The organism is Achromobacter sp. Root565, assembly GCF_001427425.1.
Lineage (GTDB): Bacteria > Pseudomonadota > Gammaproteobacteria > Burkholderiales > Burkholderiaceae_B > Achromobacter > Achromobacter spanius_D.
Genome location: NZ_LMGO01000001.1, coordinates 3,058,526 through 3,077,103, shown reverse-complemented (window position 1 = coordinate 3,077,103; position 18,578 = coordinate 3,058,526). Strand labels below are relative to the sequence as shown.

14 protein-coding genes and 1 pseudogene are annotated in these 18,578 nt (G+C 67.1%); 11 read left to right on the top strand and 4 right to left on the bottom strand.

Translation table 11 applies throughout. The annotated features are described in order from the left end of the window. Window positions 1-58: 58 nt before the first annotated feature. The 4 genes from ASD71_RS13785 (at window position 59) to ASD71_RS28535 (ending at window position 2,547) form a co-directional block, all read left to right on the top strand. Entirely contained in the window at window positions 59-247 is a 189-nt protein-coding gene (locus tag ASD71_RS13785) for a DUF3460 family protein (protein WP_056564661.1), read from the top strand. Between the two features lie 16 nt (window positions 248-263). Next, complete coding sequence (locus ASD71_RS13780) at window positions 264-1,154, top strand: ScpA family protein (RefSeq protein ID WP_056564658.1); 891 nt, start codon at window positions 264-266, stop codon at window positions 1,152-1,154. A gap of 35 nt (window positions 1,155-1,189) precedes the next feature. Beyond that, window positions 1,190-2,044 carry a pantoate--beta-alanine ligase gene (panC, locus tag ASD71_RS13775; protein WP_056564655.1) on the top strand — a complete coding sequence of 285 codons (855 nt, stop codon included), beginning with the start codon at window positions 1,190-1,192 and terminating at the stop codon, window positions 2,042-2,044. A 137-nt stretch (window positions 2,045-2,181) separates the two neighbouring features. Further along, entirely contained in the window at window positions 2,182-2,547 is a 366-nt protein-coding gene (locus tag ASD71_RS28535) for a response regulator transcription factor (RefSeq protein WP_056564652.1), read from the top strand. A 138-nt stretch (window positions 2,548-2,685) separates the two neighbouring features. On the opposite strand, the gene ASD71_RS13765 is transcribed toward ASD71_RS28535, so the two are convergent. Then, window positions 2,686-3,456 (bottom strand): copper resistance protein NlpE N-terminal domain-containing protein, encoded by a 771-nt coding sequence (locus ASD71_RS13765; RefSeq protein ID WP_056564648.1) that lies wholly within the window; start codon window positions 3,454-3,456, stop codon window positions 2,686-2,688. Window positions 3,457-3,658: 202 nt separating this feature from the next. Here ASD71_RS13765 and ASD71_RS13760 point away from each other — a divergent pair, with 202 nt between their 5' ends. From ASD71_RS13760 to ASD71_RS13730, 7 genes and pseudogenes are all read left to right on the top strand, one after another. Next, a complete protein-coding gene (locus tag ASD71_RS13760; protein ID WP_056564645.1) occupies window positions 3,659-4,507 on the top strand; it encodes an A24 family peptidase in 849 nt (282 codons plus the stop codon). Window positions 4,508-4,556: 49 nt separating this feature from the next. Continuing rightward, window positions 4,557-5,250, top strand: a pseudogene (gene coaE / locus ASD71_RS13755) (dephospho-CoA kinase). Then, window positions 5,247-5,999 (top strand): cell division protein ZapD, encoded by a 753-nt coding sequence (zapD, locus tag ASD71_RS13750; protein ID WP_056564637.1) that lies wholly within the window; start codon window positions 5,247-5,249, stop codon window positions 5,997-5,999. Before coaE ends, zapD begins: the two are co-directional and overlap by 4 nt. Window positions 6,000-6,132: 133 nt before the next feature. Beyond that, window positions 6,133-7,398, top strand: a complete 1,266-nt coding sequence (locus tag ASD71_RS13745; protein ID WP_056564632.1) for an MdtA/MuxA family multidrug efflux RND transporter periplasmic adaptor subunit — start codon at window positions 6,133-6,135, stop codon at window positions 7,396-7,398. Window positions 7,399-7,410: 12 nt separating this feature from the next. After that, window positions 7,411-10,509, top strand: coding sequence for an MdtB/MuxB family multidrug efflux RND transporter permease subunit (locus ASD71_RS13740; RefSeq protein ID WP_056564624.1), 3,099 nt, complete (start codon window positions 7,411-7,413; stop codon window positions 10,507-10,509). Further along, a complete protein-coding gene (locus tag ASD71_RS13735; RefSeq protein ID WP_056564621.1) occupies window positions 10,506-13,619 on the top strand; it encodes a multidrug efflux RND transporter permease subunit in 3,114 nt (1,037 codons plus the stop codon). The genes ASD71_RS13740 and ASD71_RS13735 overlap by 4 nt, the downstream gene beginning before the upstream one ends. Next, window positions 13,616-15,166 (top strand): efflux transporter outer membrane subunit, encoded by a 1,551-nt coding sequence (locus ASD71_RS13730; protein ID WP_056564618.1) that lies wholly within the window; start codon window positions 13,616-13,618, stop codon window positions 15,164-15,166. The genes ASD71_RS13735 and ASD71_RS13730 overlap by 4 nt, the downstream gene beginning before the upstream one ends. Here ASD71_RS13730 and ASD71_RS13725 read toward each other — a convergent pair. From ASD71_RS13725 to ASD71_RS13715, 3 genes are all read right to left on the bottom strand, one after another. Beyond that, window positions 15,117-16,535 (bottom strand): amidase, encoded by a 1,419-nt coding sequence (locus ASD71_RS13725; protein WP_056564616.1) that lies wholly within the window; start codon window positions 16,533-16,535, stop codon window positions 15,117-15,119. The two genes, ASD71_RS13730 and ASD71_RS13725, sit on opposite strands and share 50 nt — an antisense overlap. Before the next feature lie 219 nt (window positions 16,536-16,754). Then, window positions 16,755-17,717, bottom strand: coding sequence for a Nudix family hydrolase (locus ASD71_RS13720; RefSeq protein WP_056564613.1), 963 nt, complete (start codon window positions 17,715-17,717; stop codon window positions 16,755-16,757). Next, window positions 17,710-18,576 carry an ATP-binding protein gene (locus ASD71_RS13715; RefSeq protein WP_056564611.1) on the bottom strand — a complete coding sequence of 289 codons (867 nt, stop codon included), beginning with the start codon at window positions 18,574-18,576 and terminating at the stop codon, window positions 17,710-17,712. The genes ASD71_RS13720 and ASD71_RS13715 overlap by 8 nt, the downstream gene beginning before the upstream one ends. Window positions 18,577-18,578: the final 2 nt, after the last annotated feature.

Genomic DNA, 18,578 nt, shown 5'->3' with positions numbered 1-18,578 from the left:
GGGATTCGGCCGCCGTGAAGTAAACTCGAGACATCTGCAACCTAATGAAATTGGCGTCATGGCGACCAACTACGAATCCGAGATCACCCAGTTCCTCAAGGACTTCAAGAAATCCCACCCTGGCACCGAAGAGCGCCAGCGCGAGGGACGCGCCCGCCTCTGGGACAAACCGCAGGATCAAGAGCTGCTCGAAGGCTTCCGCGCGGCACGCGTGGCGCAAAGGCCGTACGTGTATCAGGCCGACTGATACCTTTGCGGCAAACATGGTCCAGAACCCCTCGGTGCCAGGCGATGCCCTGGCCAAGCTAGTGGCACCGTCCGTCGACAGCACGCCCGACACCATCGATAGCGTGGCGTTTGCGCGTCTGTATGGCGAACCGCTGTTCCAGATGCCGACGGACCTGTACATCCCGCCCGATGCGCTGGAAGTCTTTCTCGAAGCTTTCGAAGGGCCGCTGGACCTGCTGCTTTACCTGATCCGCAAGCAGAACTTCAACGTTCTGGACATTCCCATGGCGGATGTCACGCGGCAGTACCTGTCGTATGTGGATCAGATCCGCATCACCAACCTCGAACTGGCCGCCGAATACCTCCTGATGGCGGCCATGCTCATCGAGATCAAGTCGCGCATGCTGCTGCCGGTCAAGAAGACCTACACCGGCGAAGAGCCCGAAGATCCCCGCGCCGAACTGGTCCGCCGCCTGCTCGAATACGAGCAGATGAAGCTGGCCGCCCAGAAACTGGACAAGATGCCGCAGCTGGGCCGCGACTTCGTCAGCAGCCAGGCTGTGGCCGACCTCAGCGTCGAGCGCGCGCTGCCCGACGTCAGCGTGGACGACCTGCGCGCGGCCTGGGCCGACATCATGAAGCGGGCCAAGCTGAACCAGCACCACCACATCACGCGCGAGCAACTGTCTGTGCGCGATCACATGACGCACATCCTGCGCCGGTTGAACGACGTGCGTTTCATGGAATTCGGCGACCTCTTCATGGAGCGCGTCCGCGAGGGCGCGCCCGCCGCGGTCGTCGTCGTGCATTTCATTGCCATGCTCGAACTGGCGCGCGAATCGCTGTTGGAGATCACGCAGGCGGAGCCGTATGCGCCCATCTACGTGCGCCTGGCCTACACCAGCGTGGCGGCCGTCGCGGCCTGATCCTGACCGGGCTCGCGCCCACTCCGGAGATTCCCTTGAAAGTCGTACACACCATCCAGGAATTGCGCGATCACCTGCGCGGACAGAACCGCGTGTCGTTCGTGCCCACCATGGGCAACCTGCATGAAGGCCATCTGTCGCTGATGAAGCTGGCGCGCCAGCATGGCGATCCCGTGGTGGCCAGCATCTTCGTGAACCGCCTGCAGTTCGGCCCGAACGAGGATTTCGACCAGTATCCGCGCACCCTGGCCGCCGACATCGAAAAGCTCGAAGCGGCGCGCGACGTCTATGTGCTGTTCGCGCCCAACGAGCGCGAGATGTACCCCGAGCCGCAGAATTTCCGCATCCAGCCGCCCGATGATCTGGGCGACATCCTGGAAGGCGAATTCCGTCCCGGCTTTTTCGCCGGCGTCAGCACCGTCGTGCTGAAGCTGTTCTCCTGCGTGCAGCCGCGCGTGGCGGTGTTCGGCAAGAAGGACTACCAGCAGCTCATGGTGGTGCGCAACATGTGCCGCCAGTTCCAGTTGCCCGTCGAGGTGCTGGCGCACGAAACCGTGCGCGCGGCCGACGGACTGGCGCTGTCCTCGCGCAACCGCTACCTGACTGACGCCGAGCGCGCCGAGGCGCCGGCGCTGTACGCCGAGCTGCAGGAGATCGGCCGCCGCCTGGCCCAGGGCGAACGCGATGCCGCCGCGCTGGAAAACGAGGCAGTCCAGCGGCTGACGCAGCGCGGCTGGCAGGTCGACTACGTGGCCCTGCGCCGCCAGCGCGATCTGAACCGCCCCGAGGCCGCCGACTTGCAGGCGGGCGAACCTGTCGTGGTGCTGGCCGCCGCCAAGCTGGGCGCCACGCGCCTGATCGACAACCTGGAATTGGTCTATACGGCCTGAAGCGGGGCGGGGATGGGCGGTCGATACGGGGCGCTTGATGCGAGGCGTTTTCATCAGCCCCTATCAGAATTGCTAGCTTACGGCGGCCCGGCCGGCGGGGCAGACTGTTTGCAATCCTATATTGCAAACGAGCTTCCATGCCCTTTCCTCACCCCGAACTCGACGCCGCCCTTTCATCCCTGACCGCCCGCGAACGCCAGATCGTCGAATACGTGGCGGCAGGGCGCGCCAACAAGGTCATCGCCATCGACCTGGGCATTTCCCTGCGCACCGTGGAGGCCCACCGCGCCCGCATCTTCGCCAAGCTCGGCGCGCGCAATGCCATGCAGCTCGCCTGCCGGCTGTGCGCCCATGGGCAGTCCGGCGCATCGCCCGTCCCCGGGGCAAGCTGGCCGTCCCGCAACATGCCGCCTCCCGTCCGGCCCGGCCCACAGCCACAGGTATTGCACGAGCCCGCCAGTGAGTACGGCGATTGCCCGGCAAAGCCCGAGGTTCCTCCTTGATGGCGATCCGACGGCCGGCCAAAGAATTCGGGCCTGACGAACAAGGTGTTCGTCAGGCCCGGGAAGGGTGCGGCGGCGTTGCGTGCAGCGGCGTTGTTTCCGGCAGCGATCAAACGCCGCAGGCGGACACCCGAACGATCAGGGGCACTTGGGCGCCGCGGCGCTGGCCAGTTCGTCGATCGGGTCCAGATCCGGCTGGCGGGTCAGGTTGTAGTTCAGGTTGGGCGTCTGGCCGCCAATGGAGCGCACGCGCAGCACGTTGTTGGCCGCGACCAGGAATTCCACGCGGACATTGCCTTGGCCGTCCATCAGGATGACGCGCGGCGGGCGTTCGTCGGTGGCGTCCCAGCAGCCTTGCTCGGAAACCGGCGGACCCTTCTTGGGATCGTTGTCCAGGTAGGCGGTGCGGCCGCGCCAACGGCCATTGGGCGCCAGCGTCAGCGTCACGCGCTGGGCGGTGCACTGCATGGCAGGCGAAAAACACGGCAGCGTGCCCATGTAGGTTTGCGGCTGCGGCACCAGGCTGTGGGTGATGCCGTTGGCCGCCGGGGCGGGTGCCGCGGGGGCGGGCGCCGAGCTGCCCGAGCCACCTTCGGCGCCTTCCGGCACGGCTTGGCCGTCTTCGGTGGTCTGGCCGGCGGCAACGGCCTGCTGGTTTTGGTTCTGTTGGCGGCGTGCGTCAGGCTTGAGCTCGATCTGCACTTGCGACGGGGCGCGGATGACAGTGCGGTAGCCGGCGCCCGACCCTTGGTACTGCGCGTCGGTCACGGTGCTTTCGGGCGGCAGGTCGTAATAGCCTTCGGCTTTCTGCTTGGCGCATCCGGTTGCGGCGATCACGGTGCCCGCTAGCAGCAGCCCCATGACGCTGAGTTTGCGGGAGCGGGAAACGTTGTCTACGCGCGCGGCCATGGCAGCTTATCCGTGAATTGAGTCTGTCTCCGATTTTACGCACTTATGCGAAGATTCGATACGTTCCCCTTAGCCGTTCCCGGGCATCCGGGCACTTTATGCACAAATTACGACAGCGCCGCGTGCGGCGCTTCATTCATTGCGCCATCGCCCGCCAGTCGGATGGGCTGGCGCGCCCGGGCCAAAAGGGGCGGTGACGCCGATGTGGCAAGTCTTTGATCTACCCCTGGGCGTCTTCGTCGGCGTGGCGGCGCTGGCCGGGCTGTTCGCCGGCAACTGGTTGACGGTGCTGACGCATCGGCTGCCGCGCATGATGGAGCGCGAATGGCAGGCGCAGTGCCTGGACGCCGCCGGCAAGCCGCGGCCCGTGGGCCACTATGGCCTGCTGGCGCCGGCCTCGCACTGTCCCGCCTGCGAGGCGCCCATCGAAAGAATGGCTCGGATTCCCGTGCTCGGCTGGTTGCTGCTGCGCGGCCGGTGCGCGGCCTGCCACGCGCCCATCGGCTGGCGCTATCCCGTCATCGAACTCCTGACCTGCGCGCTGTTCGCGGCCTGCGCGCTGCGCTTTGGCGCGACGCCGATCGCGGTGGCGGCCATGGGCCTGTCGGCCATGCTGGTGGCGCTGGCATGGATCGACTTCGAAACGACGCTGCTGCCCGACGTCCTGACCCAGCCCCTGGTGTGGGCGGGCCTGCTCGTGAACCTGTTCGACGCGTTCACCAGTGTGCAGACGGCTGTGGTTGGCGCGGTGGCCGGTTATCTGTTCCTGTGGGTTATCTTTCATGTGTTCCGCCTGTTGACCGGGCGCGAAGGCATGGGGCAGGGCGACTTCAAGCTGCTGGCCGCGCTAGGTGCGTGGTTCGGCGTCGAGGCCTTGCCGATGCTGCTGCTCAGCGCGTCGCTGGTGGGTGTGCTGATCGGCGGGGCGCTGACGCTCATGGGCCGCGCCAGCCGCGGCCAGCCCTTGCCCTTCGGCCCGTATCTGGCACTGGCCGGGCTGGTCATGCTACTGCTGGGCGGCGAGCAAGGCCTGTTGCCGTTCATGAATTAGGCGCCGCACCCCGCAACGCCTATCAAGCAAGACACAAAGGAAAGGCAGCATGTTCAACATTGGTCTGACGGGCGGCATCGGCTCGGGCAAGTCCCGCGTGGCGGACATGCTGGCGGAGTGGGGCGCGGCGTTGGTCGACACCGACGAGATCGCGCGCTCTCTCACCGCCGCCGGCGGCGCCGCGATGCCCGCGATCGAACGCGAATTCGGACCGCAGGCCTTGACGCCCGACGGCGCCCTGGACCGCGCGTGGATGCGCACGCAGGCATTCGCCGATCCGCAGGTGCGGCGGCGGCTGGAAGCGGTGCTGCATCCAGCCATCGGCCGCGAAACGGAACGCCAGGCCGCGGCCGCGCGCGGATCGTATCTGGTCTTTGTGGTGCCGCTATTGGTTGAGTCCCTGGACCGTTGGCGAGACCGCGTGGATCGTATCTGCGTGGTCGATTGCGATCCCGAAACGCAGGTGGCTCGCGTGCAGCAGCGCAGCGGGCTGACGGAGCAGGACATCAGGCGTATCATGGCGGCACAGGCTGCGCGGGCACGCCGGTTGGAGGTCGCGGACGACGTCATACTCAACGACGCAACGACAACGCCGGAACAGTTGCGCGCGCGGGCGTTGACCTTGCATGACCGCTGGCTGGCGCTGGCGACCACCACGGGCCGGTAAGCCAGCGGCGGCCGGCACCCCTGAAAATTCTTGGCCCGCCGGCCAACCACTTGATAGGGCCTGTAAAAAAGCGTGATTGTGTACGAATATCCCTTCAACGAGCGCATCCGTGCTTATCTGCGGCTGGAATACCTGTTCGACAGGCTCTTCTTCTTTGTTCGCGAAGGGGACTCACGCCAGCATCAGGTTGCCGTTACCTCCCTATTCGATCTGCTCGACGCGTGCGAACGCACCGACGTGAAAGGCGCGGTCCTGCAAGACCTCGAACGCCAGCGCCTTGCGCTGGTGGGGCTGCGCGATCATCCGGGCGTTGCGCAGGATGCGCTGGAAGGCATGCTGCGCGAAATGGAAAAGGTGGCCAGCGCGCTGGCCCCCCTGGGCAAGACCGGCCAGTCGCTGCGCGAAAACGAATGGCTGACCAGCCTGCGCGGCCGCCTGTCGGTGCCCGGCAGCGCCACGCAGGTCGACATGCCTTCGTACTATGCCTGGCAGAACAAGCCCGAAGCCGCGCGCTGCGCGGACCTGCAGGCCTGGGTTACGCCTTTCATTCCCCTCTACGACGGCCTGACCCTGGCGCTGCGCCTGTTGCGCGAGTCCGGGCGCAAAACCGACATCGTGGCCGAGCAGGGCGCCTATCAGCAGATGCTGGGCGGCAAGCAGTTCCAGCTTTTGCGCGTCTGGGTGGACCCCACTCATGGTGTCTTTCCCGAGATCAGCGCCAATAAGTACATGATCTGGATACGTTTTTCCACCCAGGACGGGGAATTCAAGCCCCAGCAGGTGGCCCGCGACGTGTCATTCCAGATGACCCTGTGCAGCGCTTAGGCTGAAGTTACGCAGGGTTTCGCTGCCCGGATTCCTGTTGCGGGTCGTTTCAGCATGACGGTCATCAGGGCCGAAACCGGGACGGTCTAGTAGACAATACGGCTTTCCTTCCGAGTGTGCCGGAACCGTCTCCATGTCCGATAGCCGTCCTGTATCCCCAACCTCCCGCTGGAGCCGTCGCCGTGTGGTCGGCTTGGGTCTGCTGCTCCTCGTCGTGGCGGCGATCGCGTGGTTGGTGCTCCGGCCCTCGGCCAAACAGGGCGGTCCGGGGGGACGGGCCGGCGGCCGGCCTCCCATGGCAGCCATGGCCAACCTGCCCGTGCCGGTGCGGATTGCCACCGCCGCCCAGCAGGACATCGACATCTTCCTGCGCTCGCTCGGCACCGTCACCGCCTACAACACCGTCACCGTCCGAAGCCGCGTCAGCGGCGAACTGGTCGACGTCGCCTTCCAGGAAGGCCAGCAGGTCAAGGCCGGCGACCTGCTCGCGCAGGTGGATCCGCGCGCATTCCAGGTGGCCCTGGACCAGGCGCGCGGCACGCAGATGCAGAACCTTGCCCAGCTTGAAAACGCCCGCCGCGACCTGCAACGCTACCAGGCCCTCTTCAAGCAGGATTCCATTGCCCGTCAGCAGGTCGACACGCAGGCCGCGCTGGTGCGCCAGTACGAAGGCACGGTCAAGAGCGACCAGGCCAATGTCGACAATGCCAAGCTGCAGCTCGACTACGCGCGCATCACCGCGCCGATCAGCGGCCGCCTGGGTCTGCGCCAGGTCGACCGCGGCAATCTGGTGTCCAGCTCGGACACCAACGGTCTTGTCGTCATCACCCAGACCCAGCCGATTTCCGTCGTCTTCACCCTGCCCGAAACGCAACTGCCCGAAGTGCGCGCCGAACTTGCCGCTGGCAAGACGCTGACGGTCGACGCCTATGACCGCGCCGATACCCGCCGCATTGCAACCGGCAAGCTCGAGACGCTGGACAACCAGATCGACGTCGCCACCGGCACGCTCAAGCTCAAGGCCCGGTTCGACAACGCCGACGATGCCCTTTTCCCCAACCAGTTCGTCAACGTGCGTCTGCACGTGCTGACCCGCAAGGACGTGACCGCCATTCCGACGGCTGCGGTCCAGCAGGGCTCGGCCGGCGCGTTCGTCTTCCTGGTGCAGGACGACAACACGATCGCGGTGCGCCAGGTGAAGCTGGGCGCCATCAACAGCGGCATGGTCGCCGTCAACGAGGGCTTGAAGCCGGGCGACCGCGTCGTCACCGAAGGCACCGACCGCCTGCGCGCCGGCGCCAAGGTCGAAATCCTGGGCGGCGCCGAAGTCATTCCCGCCACCCGCGACAAGACGCTCGGCGCGGGGGCGCCGGCCGGCACCACGCCCGCGTCCAAGTAAGCCGAGAACGCCGTGAGCCCGTCGCGCCTCTTCATTCTGCGCCCCGTGGCCACCACCCTGTCGATGGTGGCCATCCTGATCGCGGGCCTCATCGCCTACCGTTTCCTGCCGGTTTCCGCGCTGCCCGAGGTCGACTACCCGACCATCCAGGTCGTGACGCTGTACCCCGGGGCCAGCCCCGACGTCATGACGTCGCTGGTCACATCGCCCTTGGAGCGGCAGTTCGGCCAGATGCCCGGCCTGAACCAGATGTCGTCCACCAGTTCGGGCGGCGCCTCGGTCATCACCCTGCAATTCAACCTGACGTTGCCGCTGGACGTGGCCGAGCAGCAAGTGCAGGCGGCCATCAACGCCGCCTCGAACCTGCTGCCGTCCGACCTGCCGGTGCCGCCCACGTATAACAAGGTCAACCCGGCCGACGCGGCGGTGCTGACGCTGGCGATCACGTCGCCCACCATGCCGCTGCCGCAGGTGCGCGACCTGGTCGATACGCGCGTGGCGCAGCGGCTGTCGCAGATTCCGGGCGTGGGCCTGGTCAGCGTGGCGGGCGGGCAGCGGCCAGCGGTGCGGGTCCAGGTGAATCCGCAGGCGCTCGCGGCCAACGGCCTGTCGCTGTCGGACCTGCGCACCGCCATTGTCGGCGCCAACGTCAACCAGCCCAAGGGCAACCTCGACGGCCCGCAGCGTTCCACCACCATCAACGCCAACGACCAGCTCAAGTCGCCCACCGACTACAACAGCCTGATCATCGCGTACAAGAACGGCGCGCCGCTGCGGCTGGCCGACGTCGCTCGCGCGGTCGAAGGCGCCGAAGACACCCGCCAGGCCGCGTGGGCCGGCGACAAGCCCGCCATCCTGCTGAACATTCAGCGCCAGCCCGGCGCCAACGTGATCGACGTGGTCGACCGCATCCAGGCGCTGATGCCGCAATTGCGCGCGGCGCTGCCCGCCACACTGGACGTGGCGGTGGTGTCGGATCGCACCCAGACCATCCGCGATTCCGTCGCCGACGTGCAGTTTGAAATGCTGCTGGCCGTCGGGCTGGTGGTCATGGTCACGTTCATCTTCCTGCGCAGCATGACGGCCACGCTGATTCCCAGCGTCGTCGTGCCGCTGTCGCTGGTGGGCACGTTCGGGATCATGTATCTGTCCGGGTTCTCGATCAACAACCTGACGCTGATGGCGCTGACCATCGCCACGGGCTTCGTCGTGGACGACGCCATCGTCATGATCGAAAACATCGCCCGTCACATCGAAGAAGGCGAGAAGCCGATGCAGGCCGCGCTGAAAGGCGCGTCGCAGATCGGCTTCACGCTGATCTCGCTGACCTTGTCGCTGATTGCCGTGCTGATCCCGCTGCTGTTCATGACGGAAGTCGTGGGCCGGCTGTTCCGCGAGTTCGCGATCACGCTGGCGGTGGCCATTCTGATCTCGCTGGTGGTGTCACTGACGCTGACCCCGATGATGTGCGCGCGCCTGCTGCGCGCCGAATTCGAGACCAAGCACGGACGCTTTCATCAGGCCACGGGCGCCTTCATCGACCGCATCATCGCCGGCTACGACCGCATGCTGCAGGTTGTGCTGCGCCATCAGACGCTGACGCTGATCGTGGCGGTAGCCACCTTTGCGCTGACCGTGCTGCTGTACCTGGTGGTGCCCAAGGGCTTCTTTCCGCAGCAGGATACCGGCCTCATCCAGGCCATCACGCAGGCGCCGCAGTCCATCTCGTTTACCGCCATGTCCGAGCGCCAGCAGGCGGCGGCCCGGCTGGTGCTGGAAGATCCCGACGTGCAGGCCGTGTCGTCCTTCATCGGCGTGGACGGCAGCAACGCCACGCTCAGCGCCGGCCGCATGCAGATTTCGCTCAAGCCGCAGGCCGAACGAAATGGCGACCTGCGCACGGTGATGGCGCGCCTGCAAGAGAACCTGAACAAGCAGGACGGCCTGATTGTCTACATGCAGCCGGTGCAGGACCTGACCATCGAAGACCGCGTCAGCCGCACGCAGTACCAGATGACGCTGTCCAACCCCGACCTGAAGGTGCTGAGCGAATGGACGCCCAAGCTGGTCGACCGCCTGCGCGCCGTGCCGGGCCTGATGGACGTGGCCGACGACCTGCAGGACGATGGCCTGCAGACGTGGGTGGAAATCGACCGCGATGCGGCCTCGCGCCTGGGCATCACCGCCGCCGTCATTGACGAGACGCTGTACAACGCCTTCGGCCAGCGGCTGATCTCCACGATCTTCACGCAGTCCAACCAGTACCGCGTGGTGCTCGAAGTCCTGCCGCAGTTCCAGATGTCGCCCGCCGCGCTGGGACAGCTCCACGTGCCCACATCCACGGGCGCTCAGGTGCCGCTGTCTTCCGTTGCGCACATCAGCGAAGGCCGGACGGTGCTGGCCGTGAACCGGCTCGACCAGTTCCCCATGGTGACGGTGTCGTTCAATCTGGCGCCCGGCGCCTCGCTGTCCGACGCTGTCGAGAACATCAAGGCGGCCGAGGCCGAGATCGGCATGCCGTCCGGGGTCGAAACACGCTTCCAGGGCGCGGCGCTGGCGTTCCAGAATTCGCTGTCCAGCACGCTGTGGCTGATTCTGGCGGCCGTGGTCACGATGTACATCGTGCTGGGCGTGCTCTATGAAAGCTATATCCACCCGATCACCATCCTGTCCACGTTGCCGTCCGCGGGGGTGGGCGCGTTGCTGGCGCTGCTGATCAGCGGCACCGAACTGGACATGATCGGCATCATCGGGATCATCTTGCTGATCGGCATCGTCAAGAAGAACGCGATCATGATGATCGACTTCGCGCTGGATGCCGAACGCAAGCGGGGCCTGGCGCCGCGCGAGGCCATCCACGAGGCCGCGCTGCTGCGGTTCCGGCCCATCCTGATGACCACGCTGGCTGCACTGTTCGGCGCCCTGCCGCTGATGCTGTCCACCGGCACGGGCGCTGAACTGCGCCAGCCGCTGGGCCTGGTGATGGTGGGCGGCCTGCTGCTGTCGCAGGTGCTGACGCTGTTCACCACGCCGGTCATCTACCTGATGTTCGATCGCATGTCCCGCCGTTGGCGCGGCGCGGGTGCGCCGTCCGCCGGAGACGCGCGATGATCCTGTCGGCCCCCTTCATCGTCCGGCCGGTGGCGACCACGCTGCTGAGCCTGGCGGTCGTGATGGCCGGCATGCTTGCGTTCTTTCTGTTGCCCGTGGCGCCGCTGCCGCAGGTAGACATCCCCACCATCTCCGTGTCGGCCAGCCTGCCGGGCGCCAGTCCCGAGACCATGGCCTCCAGCGTCGCCACGCCGCTGGAGCGGTCGCTGGGCAGCATCGCGGGCGTCACCGAAATGACCTCGCGCAGCTCGCAGGGCTCCACCCGCATCACGCTGCAGTTCGACCTGTCGCGCGACATCAACGGCGCGGCGCGCGACGTGCAGGCCGCGATCAACGCGGCGCGTTCGCTCTTGCCGACTGGCCTGCGCAGCAATCCCACCTATAACAAGTCCAATCCGTCGGACGCGCCGATCATGACGCTGGCGCTGACGTCCGACACGCTCAGCCAGGGCCAGTTGTACGACCTGGCCTCCACCATCGTGGCGCAGAAGCTGTCGCAGGTGGACGGCGTGGGCGAGGTCACGGTGGGCGGCAGCTCGCTGCCCGCGGTGCGCGTCACCGTGCTGCCCGGCGCGCTGGCCAACCAGGGCGTGTCGCTGGACGAACTGCGCGCCACGCTGGCCAACGCCAATGCCAACCGGCCCAAGGGCGTACTGGAAAACGACCGCTACCATTGGCAGATCATGGTCAGCGACCAGCTCAGCCGGGCCGAGGAGTACCGGCCGCTGATCGTCGCCTGGCGCGACGGCCGGCCGGTGCGCGTGTCCGACGTGGCCAAGGTGGAGGACTCGGTCGAAGACCTGTACCAGACCGGCTTCTTCAACGACCGCAACGCCATCCTGATGGTCGTGCGGCGGCAGGCGGACGCCAACATCATCGAAGCCGTGGACGCCGTGCGTGCGCAGCTTCCGGTGCTGCAGGCGCTGATGCCCGCCGACGTCACCATGACGGTCGCGCAGGACCGCACGCCCAGCATCCGCGCGTCGCTGCACGAAGCCGAGCTGACGCTCATCATCGCCGTCGGGCTGGTGGTGCTGGTGGTGCTGCTGTTCCTGCGGCGCTGGCGCGCGGCCATCATTCCCAGCGTCGCGGTGCCGGTGTCGCTGATCGGCACGTTCTGCATCATGTATATGTGCGGCTACACGCTGAACACCATCTCGCTGATGGCGCTGATCGTTGCCACGGGTTTCGTGGTGGACGACGCGATCGTGGTGCTGGAAAACATCATGCGCCACGTCGAAAACGGCATGTCGCCGATGCGCGCCGCGCTGCGCGGCTCGCGAGAGGTCGGCTTCACGGTGCTGTCGATGAGCCTGTCGCTGGTGGCCGTGTTCATTCCCATCCTGCTGATGGGCGGGGTGGTCGGACGCCTGTTCCGCGAGTTCGCCGTCACCCTGTCTGCGTCCATCCTGGTGTCGCTGGTGGTGTCGCTGACGCTCACGCCCATGATGTGCGCACGCCTGCTGCGGCCCGAACCCAAGGACCCCAAGCCGCCCGGCCGGCTGGCACGTTGGACCGAACGAGGCTTCCAGTCCATGCAAGACGGCTACCGCCGTTCGCTGAGCTGGGCGCTGGCGCACGGGCGCCTGATGATGCTGACGCTGGCGATCGCCGTGGGCCTGAACGTCTATCTGTACACCGTGGTGCCCAAGGGCTTTTTCCCGCAGCAGGACACGGGCCAGTTGCTGGGATTTTTCCGCGTCGACCAGGGCACGTCGTTCCAGGCCACGTTGCCCAAGCTCGAAGCGCTGCGCAAGGTCGTGCTGGACGATCCGGCCGTGCAAAGCATGACCGGTTATGCGGGCGGGCGCGGCGGCAGCAACAGCAGCTTCATGCAGATCCAGCTCAAGCCGCTGGGCGAGCGCAAGGTTTCCGCCGACGTGGTCATCAACCGCCTGCGCGCCAAGCTGCAGAACATGCCCGGCGCGCGATTGTTCCTGGTGTCGCAGCAGGACATCCGCATCGGCGGCCGCCAAAGCCAGGGTTCGTACGACTACACCCTGATGTCCGGCGACCTGCAATTGCTGCGCACCTGGATGCCCAAGGTGCAGCAGGCGATGGCCAAGATTCCGGAGATCACCGACGTGGACGCCGACGTCGAGGACCGAGGCCGCGAGATCAACCTGGTCATCGACCGCGAAGCCGCGACGCGGCTGGGCATCAGCATGGCCACCATCTCCACGGTGCTGAACAACTCGTTCAGCCAGCGCCAGGTGTCGGTCATGTACGGGCCGCTCAATCAGTATCACGTGGTGCTGGGCGTGGACCCGAAGTTCGCGCAGGACATCGAATCGCTGCGTCAGGTCGAGGTCATCACGGCGGACGGCGCCCGCGTGCCGCTGTCGGCGTTCACCAAACTTGAAAATGCCAACGCGCCGCTCAGCGTGAGTCACCAGGGCCTTTTCGTAGCCGACACCATCTCGTTCAGCCTCGCGCCCGGCGTGTCGTTGGGGCAGGCAACCACCGCAATCGACAATGCCGTCGCGCGCCTGGGCCTGCCGTCCGATCAGATCCAGGCCGGCTTTCAGGGCACTGCCGCCGCGTTGCAGCAGACGCTGGCGCAGCAACCCTGGCTGATCCTGGCCGCGCTGGTGACCATGTACATCGTGCTGGGCATTTTGTACGAAAGCTTCATCCACCCGCTCACCATTCTGTCCACGCTGCCGTCGGCGGGGCTGGGCGCGCTGCTTGCCCTGCTGCTGGTGCGCCATGATTTCACGCTGATCGCGCTGATCGGGGTATTTCTCTTGATCGGCATCGTCAAGAAGAACGCGATCATGATGGTGGATTTTGCGCTCGACGCCCAACGCCACCATGGCATGTCGCCGCGCGACGCCATCTTTCAGGCATGCCTCACGCGGTTCCGCCCCATCATGATGACGACGATGGCGGCCATCTTTGGCGCGCTGCCGCTGGTGCTGGCGACGGGCGCCGGCGTCGAGATGCGCCAGCCGCTTGGCATTACCATCGTGGGCGGCCTGGTCCTGAGCCAGATCCTTACGCTGTACACCACGCCCGTGGTCTATCTTTATCTGGACCGCTTCCGCCTGTGGGCCGCGCGCCGGCGCGCCTCGCGGGGCGGGAATTCCGCTTCCATAGAACACACATGATCCGTACCAAGCCGTTTTCCTCCGCCTCTCTTCCCCGCGCCGCGGCCTCGCTGGCGCTGTGTGCGCTGCTGGGCGCCTGCGCGGTCGGACCCGACTATCAGCGCCCCGCGCTGGACGTTGGCGCGGCCTACAAGGAAGGCCAGGTCGAGGTGCCCGGCTGGAAGCCGGCCCAGCCGCGTGACGACGCCGACCGGGGCGCGTGGTGGAAGGTCTACGACGACGCCACGCTGGACGGCCTGCTGGTTCAGCTGAACACGTCGAACCAGACCATCGCGCAGGCCGAGGCGAATTATCGCCAGGCGCTGGGCCTGGTGCGCGGCGCGCGTTCGGGGTTCTATCCGACGGTGGGCGCGGGGGCGGGCATGAGCCGCGCGGGTAGCGGCGGGCAAAGCGGTTCGTCGACGGGTTCGGGCAGCAACGTGTCCAATCAGTATTCGCTGACCGGCAGCGTGAGCTGGGAGCTGGACGTCTGGGGCAGGGTGCGCCGCAGCGTCGAATCGTCCGAAGCCAGCGCCGCCGCCAGTCTGGCCGACCTGGGCGCAACCCGCCTGAGCGCGCAGGCTGCGCTGGTGCAGACCTACCTGCAACTGCGCGTGCTGGACGAACAGAAGCGCCTGCTCGACGCCACCGTGGCCGCGTACGAAAAGTCGTTGAAGCTTACGCAGAACCGCTATGAAGTCGGCGTCGCGGGCCAGGCCGATGTGGCGGTCGCGCGCACGCAGCTTGAAAGCACGCGCGCGCAGTCCATCGACCTGGATTGGCAGCGAGGCCAATACGAGCACGCGATCGCGGTGCTGATGGGCCAGGCGCCTTCGCAGTTCAGCCTGCCGCCCGCAGTGTTCACATTGCGGCTGCCGCAGATTCCGGTGGGCCTGCCGTCCGAGTTGCTCGAGCGCCGTCCCGACGTCGCCGCCGCCGAACGCCGCGCCGCGGCCGCCAATGCGCAGATCGGTGTGGCCCAGGCTGCGTGGTTCCCCAGCCTGACGCTGTCGGCCGACGGCGGTTTCCGTAATGGTGAATTCGCCGAACTGCTGACGGCGCCTGCGCGCTTCTGGTCGCTGGGTCCGGCGCTGGCGCTGACGATCTTCGACGGCGGCGCGCGCGAGGCCCAGGTCGAGCAGGCGCGCGCTTCGTACGACTCGCAGGCGGCGGCCTATCGCCAGGCAGCGTTGACCGGTCTGCGCGAGGTCGAGGACTACCTGATCCAGCTTCGCGTGATGGAGCAGGAACAGATCGTGCAGCGTCGCGCGCTGGAATCGGCGCGCGAATCGCTGCGGCTTATCCAGAACCAGTATCAGGCGGGTTTGGTCGACTACCTGAGCGTGGCCGTGGTCGACGCCACCGCGCTCAGCAGCGAGCGCAATGCCTTGAGCCTCATGGGTAGCCGGCTGGTGGCCAGCGTTAATCTGATCGTCGCGCTGGGCGGCGGCTGGGAAGGGCTGCCGGTCGAGACGGCCAGCGCCGCGCCTGCAAGCCCAGCGTCCGCAAATGCAGCGCCTACAACCCCACCGCGTTCAGATCCGGCCGCTGGCGGTGCCATTCGGTGACCGCTTGGAAGGCAATGCCGATCCGGCCCAGCGCGCCTTCCGCGTTGGGTTTGCCCAGCAACTGCACGCCTAGCGGCAGGCCGTCGTTGGTAAAGCCCGCGGGCAGCGCCAGCCCGGCTGCGTTCATGTAGTTCCCGGGTCGGGTAAACGCCGCAAGCGGGGTGGCCGCTTCGTCCACATCGGCCAACTGACGCGCGCCGAACGGGGCGCAGGGCGTGAGGACGGCGTCGAACTCCTGCATCCAGTCCAGCCAGTCGCGGCGCGCTTGCGCATGGGCCTGCAGCGCCGAGATGTAATCGGCGGCCGAGATGCCCTTGCCCGACAACACGCGGGCGCGCACATACTGGCCGATGGGCTTGGCGGCGTCCTCGATGTAGCCTCGGTGCAAGGCATAGGCTTCGGCGGCGATGATCTGGCCGTTGCGGTGCATCATCTCGCGAAAGTCGAAGGGCAGCGGCGTCTCGGCCACGTCCGCGCCCAGCGCGGCCAGCACGCGGCGCGCGTCGTCCAGCGCGGACAGCGCGTCGGCCTCCACCGCGATGGGATGCTGCGCAATCGGCATCACCGCGATGCGCACGCCGCGCAGCGGCTGCGCGCCGCCGGCCGGCTCGCGGTAGTCGAAGGCCGGGATGCCGAACGTCAATGGGTCCTGGATGTCGTGGCCGGCCATCAGCCCAGTCAGCAGCATCGCGTCGCGCGCATCGCGCGTCAGCGGGCCCAAGGTGTCCAGCGTGGTCGACAGCGCCACCGCGCCGTGCAGGCTGATCAGGCCGCGCGTGGTTTTCAGGCCCGTAATGCCGTTCAGCGCCGCCGGAATCCGGATCGAACCGCCGGTGTCCGAGCCCAAGGCGGCCGGAGCCAGTCCAGCCGCGACGGCCACGCCGGAGCCGCTGGATGAGCCGCCGGGCACCCGCGCGCGCTCCAGATCCCAGGGGTTGCGCGGCGTGCCCATGACCGGGTTCGTGCCCCAGCCGCCGAAGGCGAATTCCACCATGTGGGTCTTGCCCAGCATCACCATGCCCGCGTCCAGCAGCCGCGTGACCGCCGTGGCGGTGACGCCGCTGCGGCGTTCGCGCCAGGCCTCGGACCCCGCCGTGGTGATCTGGCCCTGGATGTCGCACAAATCCTTGACCGCCACCGGCACGCCGTCCAGCGGGCTGAGCAGCCCGTAGCCCGCGCGCCGGCGGGCGTCGGCGGATTCGGCCAGCCGCAACGCGCCCGCGTTGTCCACGCTGACAAAGGCGCCCAGCGTGGGATTTGCCCGGTCAATGCGGTCCAGGAAGTGGCGCGTCAATTCCACCGAGCTGTAGCGGCCCTGCGCCAGGCCGTCTGCCAGATCGGCCAAGGTGGCAAATGCGATGTCAGACATGAGTTTCCTTGATGCCATGCCATGCGTCTGTCCGCCAGACGCATGCAACCCCGTCCGCGTGATGGCGGCCGGTCACGGCATGTAGGGTGCATCGGCGCGCGGGTTTGGTCTATGCGCGCTTTCCCGGCCGGATCAAAAACAAAACGGCCCATGCGAGGCATGGGCCGTTTTATTCTGATCCGGGTGGCGAACCAAAGTCGCCAGACGACCGGCCATGCGTCAGAGCACGCCGCGGATCCCGGCGATGCCGTGCGCGCCGTGGCGCAAGGCCTGCGAGACGGTCTGGGTGGACTGGCCGCCCAGCGCGAACACCGGAATACCCGCATCGCGATTGCCTTCGACAAAACCTTGCCAGCCCAGCGTTGGCGCGCCGGGATGGCTGGGCGTGTCCAGCACGGGCCCCAGCACGGCGAAGTCCGCGCCCAGTTCGCGGGCATGGACGACCTGGGCGTTGTCATGCGCGGACGCGCCGACCAGCGCGTTGCGCGGCAATTCAGGACGGGCGGTCAGGCGCAGGGCGTCTGCCGTGCGCAGGTGCACGCCGTCGGCTTCCTTCCACCAGGCAATGGGATGGATGCTGTTGACCAGCACGCGCGCACCGGCGGCGCGGCAGCGCTTGATGACCTGTTGCAGCACCTCGTGCAGCGAACTGGCGCCCACGCCATCGGGCCATTGCGGTTCACGGAACTGCACGAGCTTCACGCCGCGCGCCAGCGCGGCTTCCAGGCGGCCGAGGAACGGCGCGATGCCCGCGCGCGAGCCAATGGCGCTGATGCCGTAGGTGGTGGGCAGTTGCAGCCAGCGCAACGGAGGCAGGGTGGCGGGCAGCAGGTCGCCCACCGAGGCCGCATTGGCCGGATCCACCCATTCCAGACGCTGGTTTTCCAGGCTTTGCGGCTCGCCTTCCCAGGCCGTGACATGGCAGAACGCTAGGCGTACCGTGGTGTGCGGATAGGCATGCACGTACGTGACCCACGGGCGCGACTGCGTGACACGGATGCCGATCTCTTCCTGGAGTTCGCGGGCCAGCGCCTGCAGCACGGTCTCGCCGGGTTCGAGCTTGCCGCCGGGAAGCTCCCACCAGCCGGACCACGGCTTGCCTTCGGGCCGCTGGCCCAGCAGCAGCTTGCCGTCAGGGCGCAGGATCAAGCCGGCGGCGACGTCGACGATTTTTTCAGACATGGCGGGCCGCCCAGTCGCGCGCGAACTGATACGCCACGCGGCCCGAACGCGAGCCGCGTTCGATGGTCCATTGCAGCGCCTCGGTGCGCGAGGGTTCAATGTGCGGTTCGGGGCAGCCCAGCTCGCGCAGCCAGTGGTACACGATGTCCAGGTAGTCGTCCTGCTTGAACGGGTAGAACGACAGCCACAGCCCGAAGCGCTCGGACAGCGAGATCTTTTCCTCGACGGTTTCGCCGGGGTGGATTTCGCCGTCGGGCTGGTGCTTGGCCTGCAGGTTTTCGCTCATGTATTCCGGCATCAGATGGCGCCGGTTGGACGTGGCGTAGATCAGCACGTTGTCGCCCGAGGCCGACACCGAGCCATCCAACACCGATTTGAGCGCCTTGTAGCCGGCCTCGCCTTCCTCGAAGGATAGGTCGTCGCAGAACACGATGAAGCGCTCGGGCCGCGACGCCACCAGTTCGACGATGTCGGCCAGGTCGCCGAGGTCGGACTTGTCGACTTCGATGAGCCGCAGGCCGCGGTCGCCGTAGGCGGCCAGCATGGCTTTGACCAGCGAGCTCTTGCCGGTGCCGCGCGCGCCGGTCATGAGCACGTTGTTGGCGGGCTTCTTTTCCAGGAACTGCAGCGTGTTGCGGTCGATGGTGGCCTTCTGGCGCTCGATGTGCTGCAGGTCCTGCATGTCGATGCGCGCCACGTGGCGCACGGCATCCAGCCAGCCGCGCGCGCCGCGCTTGCGCCAGCGGAACGCGTGGGCGGTCCAGTCGATGTCGGGCGGGGCGGGAGGCAGGAAGGCCTCCAGCTGCGCCAGCACGCGTTCGGCGCGCTGGATCAGCGTGGTGAACTCGGTAGCCGTCATGG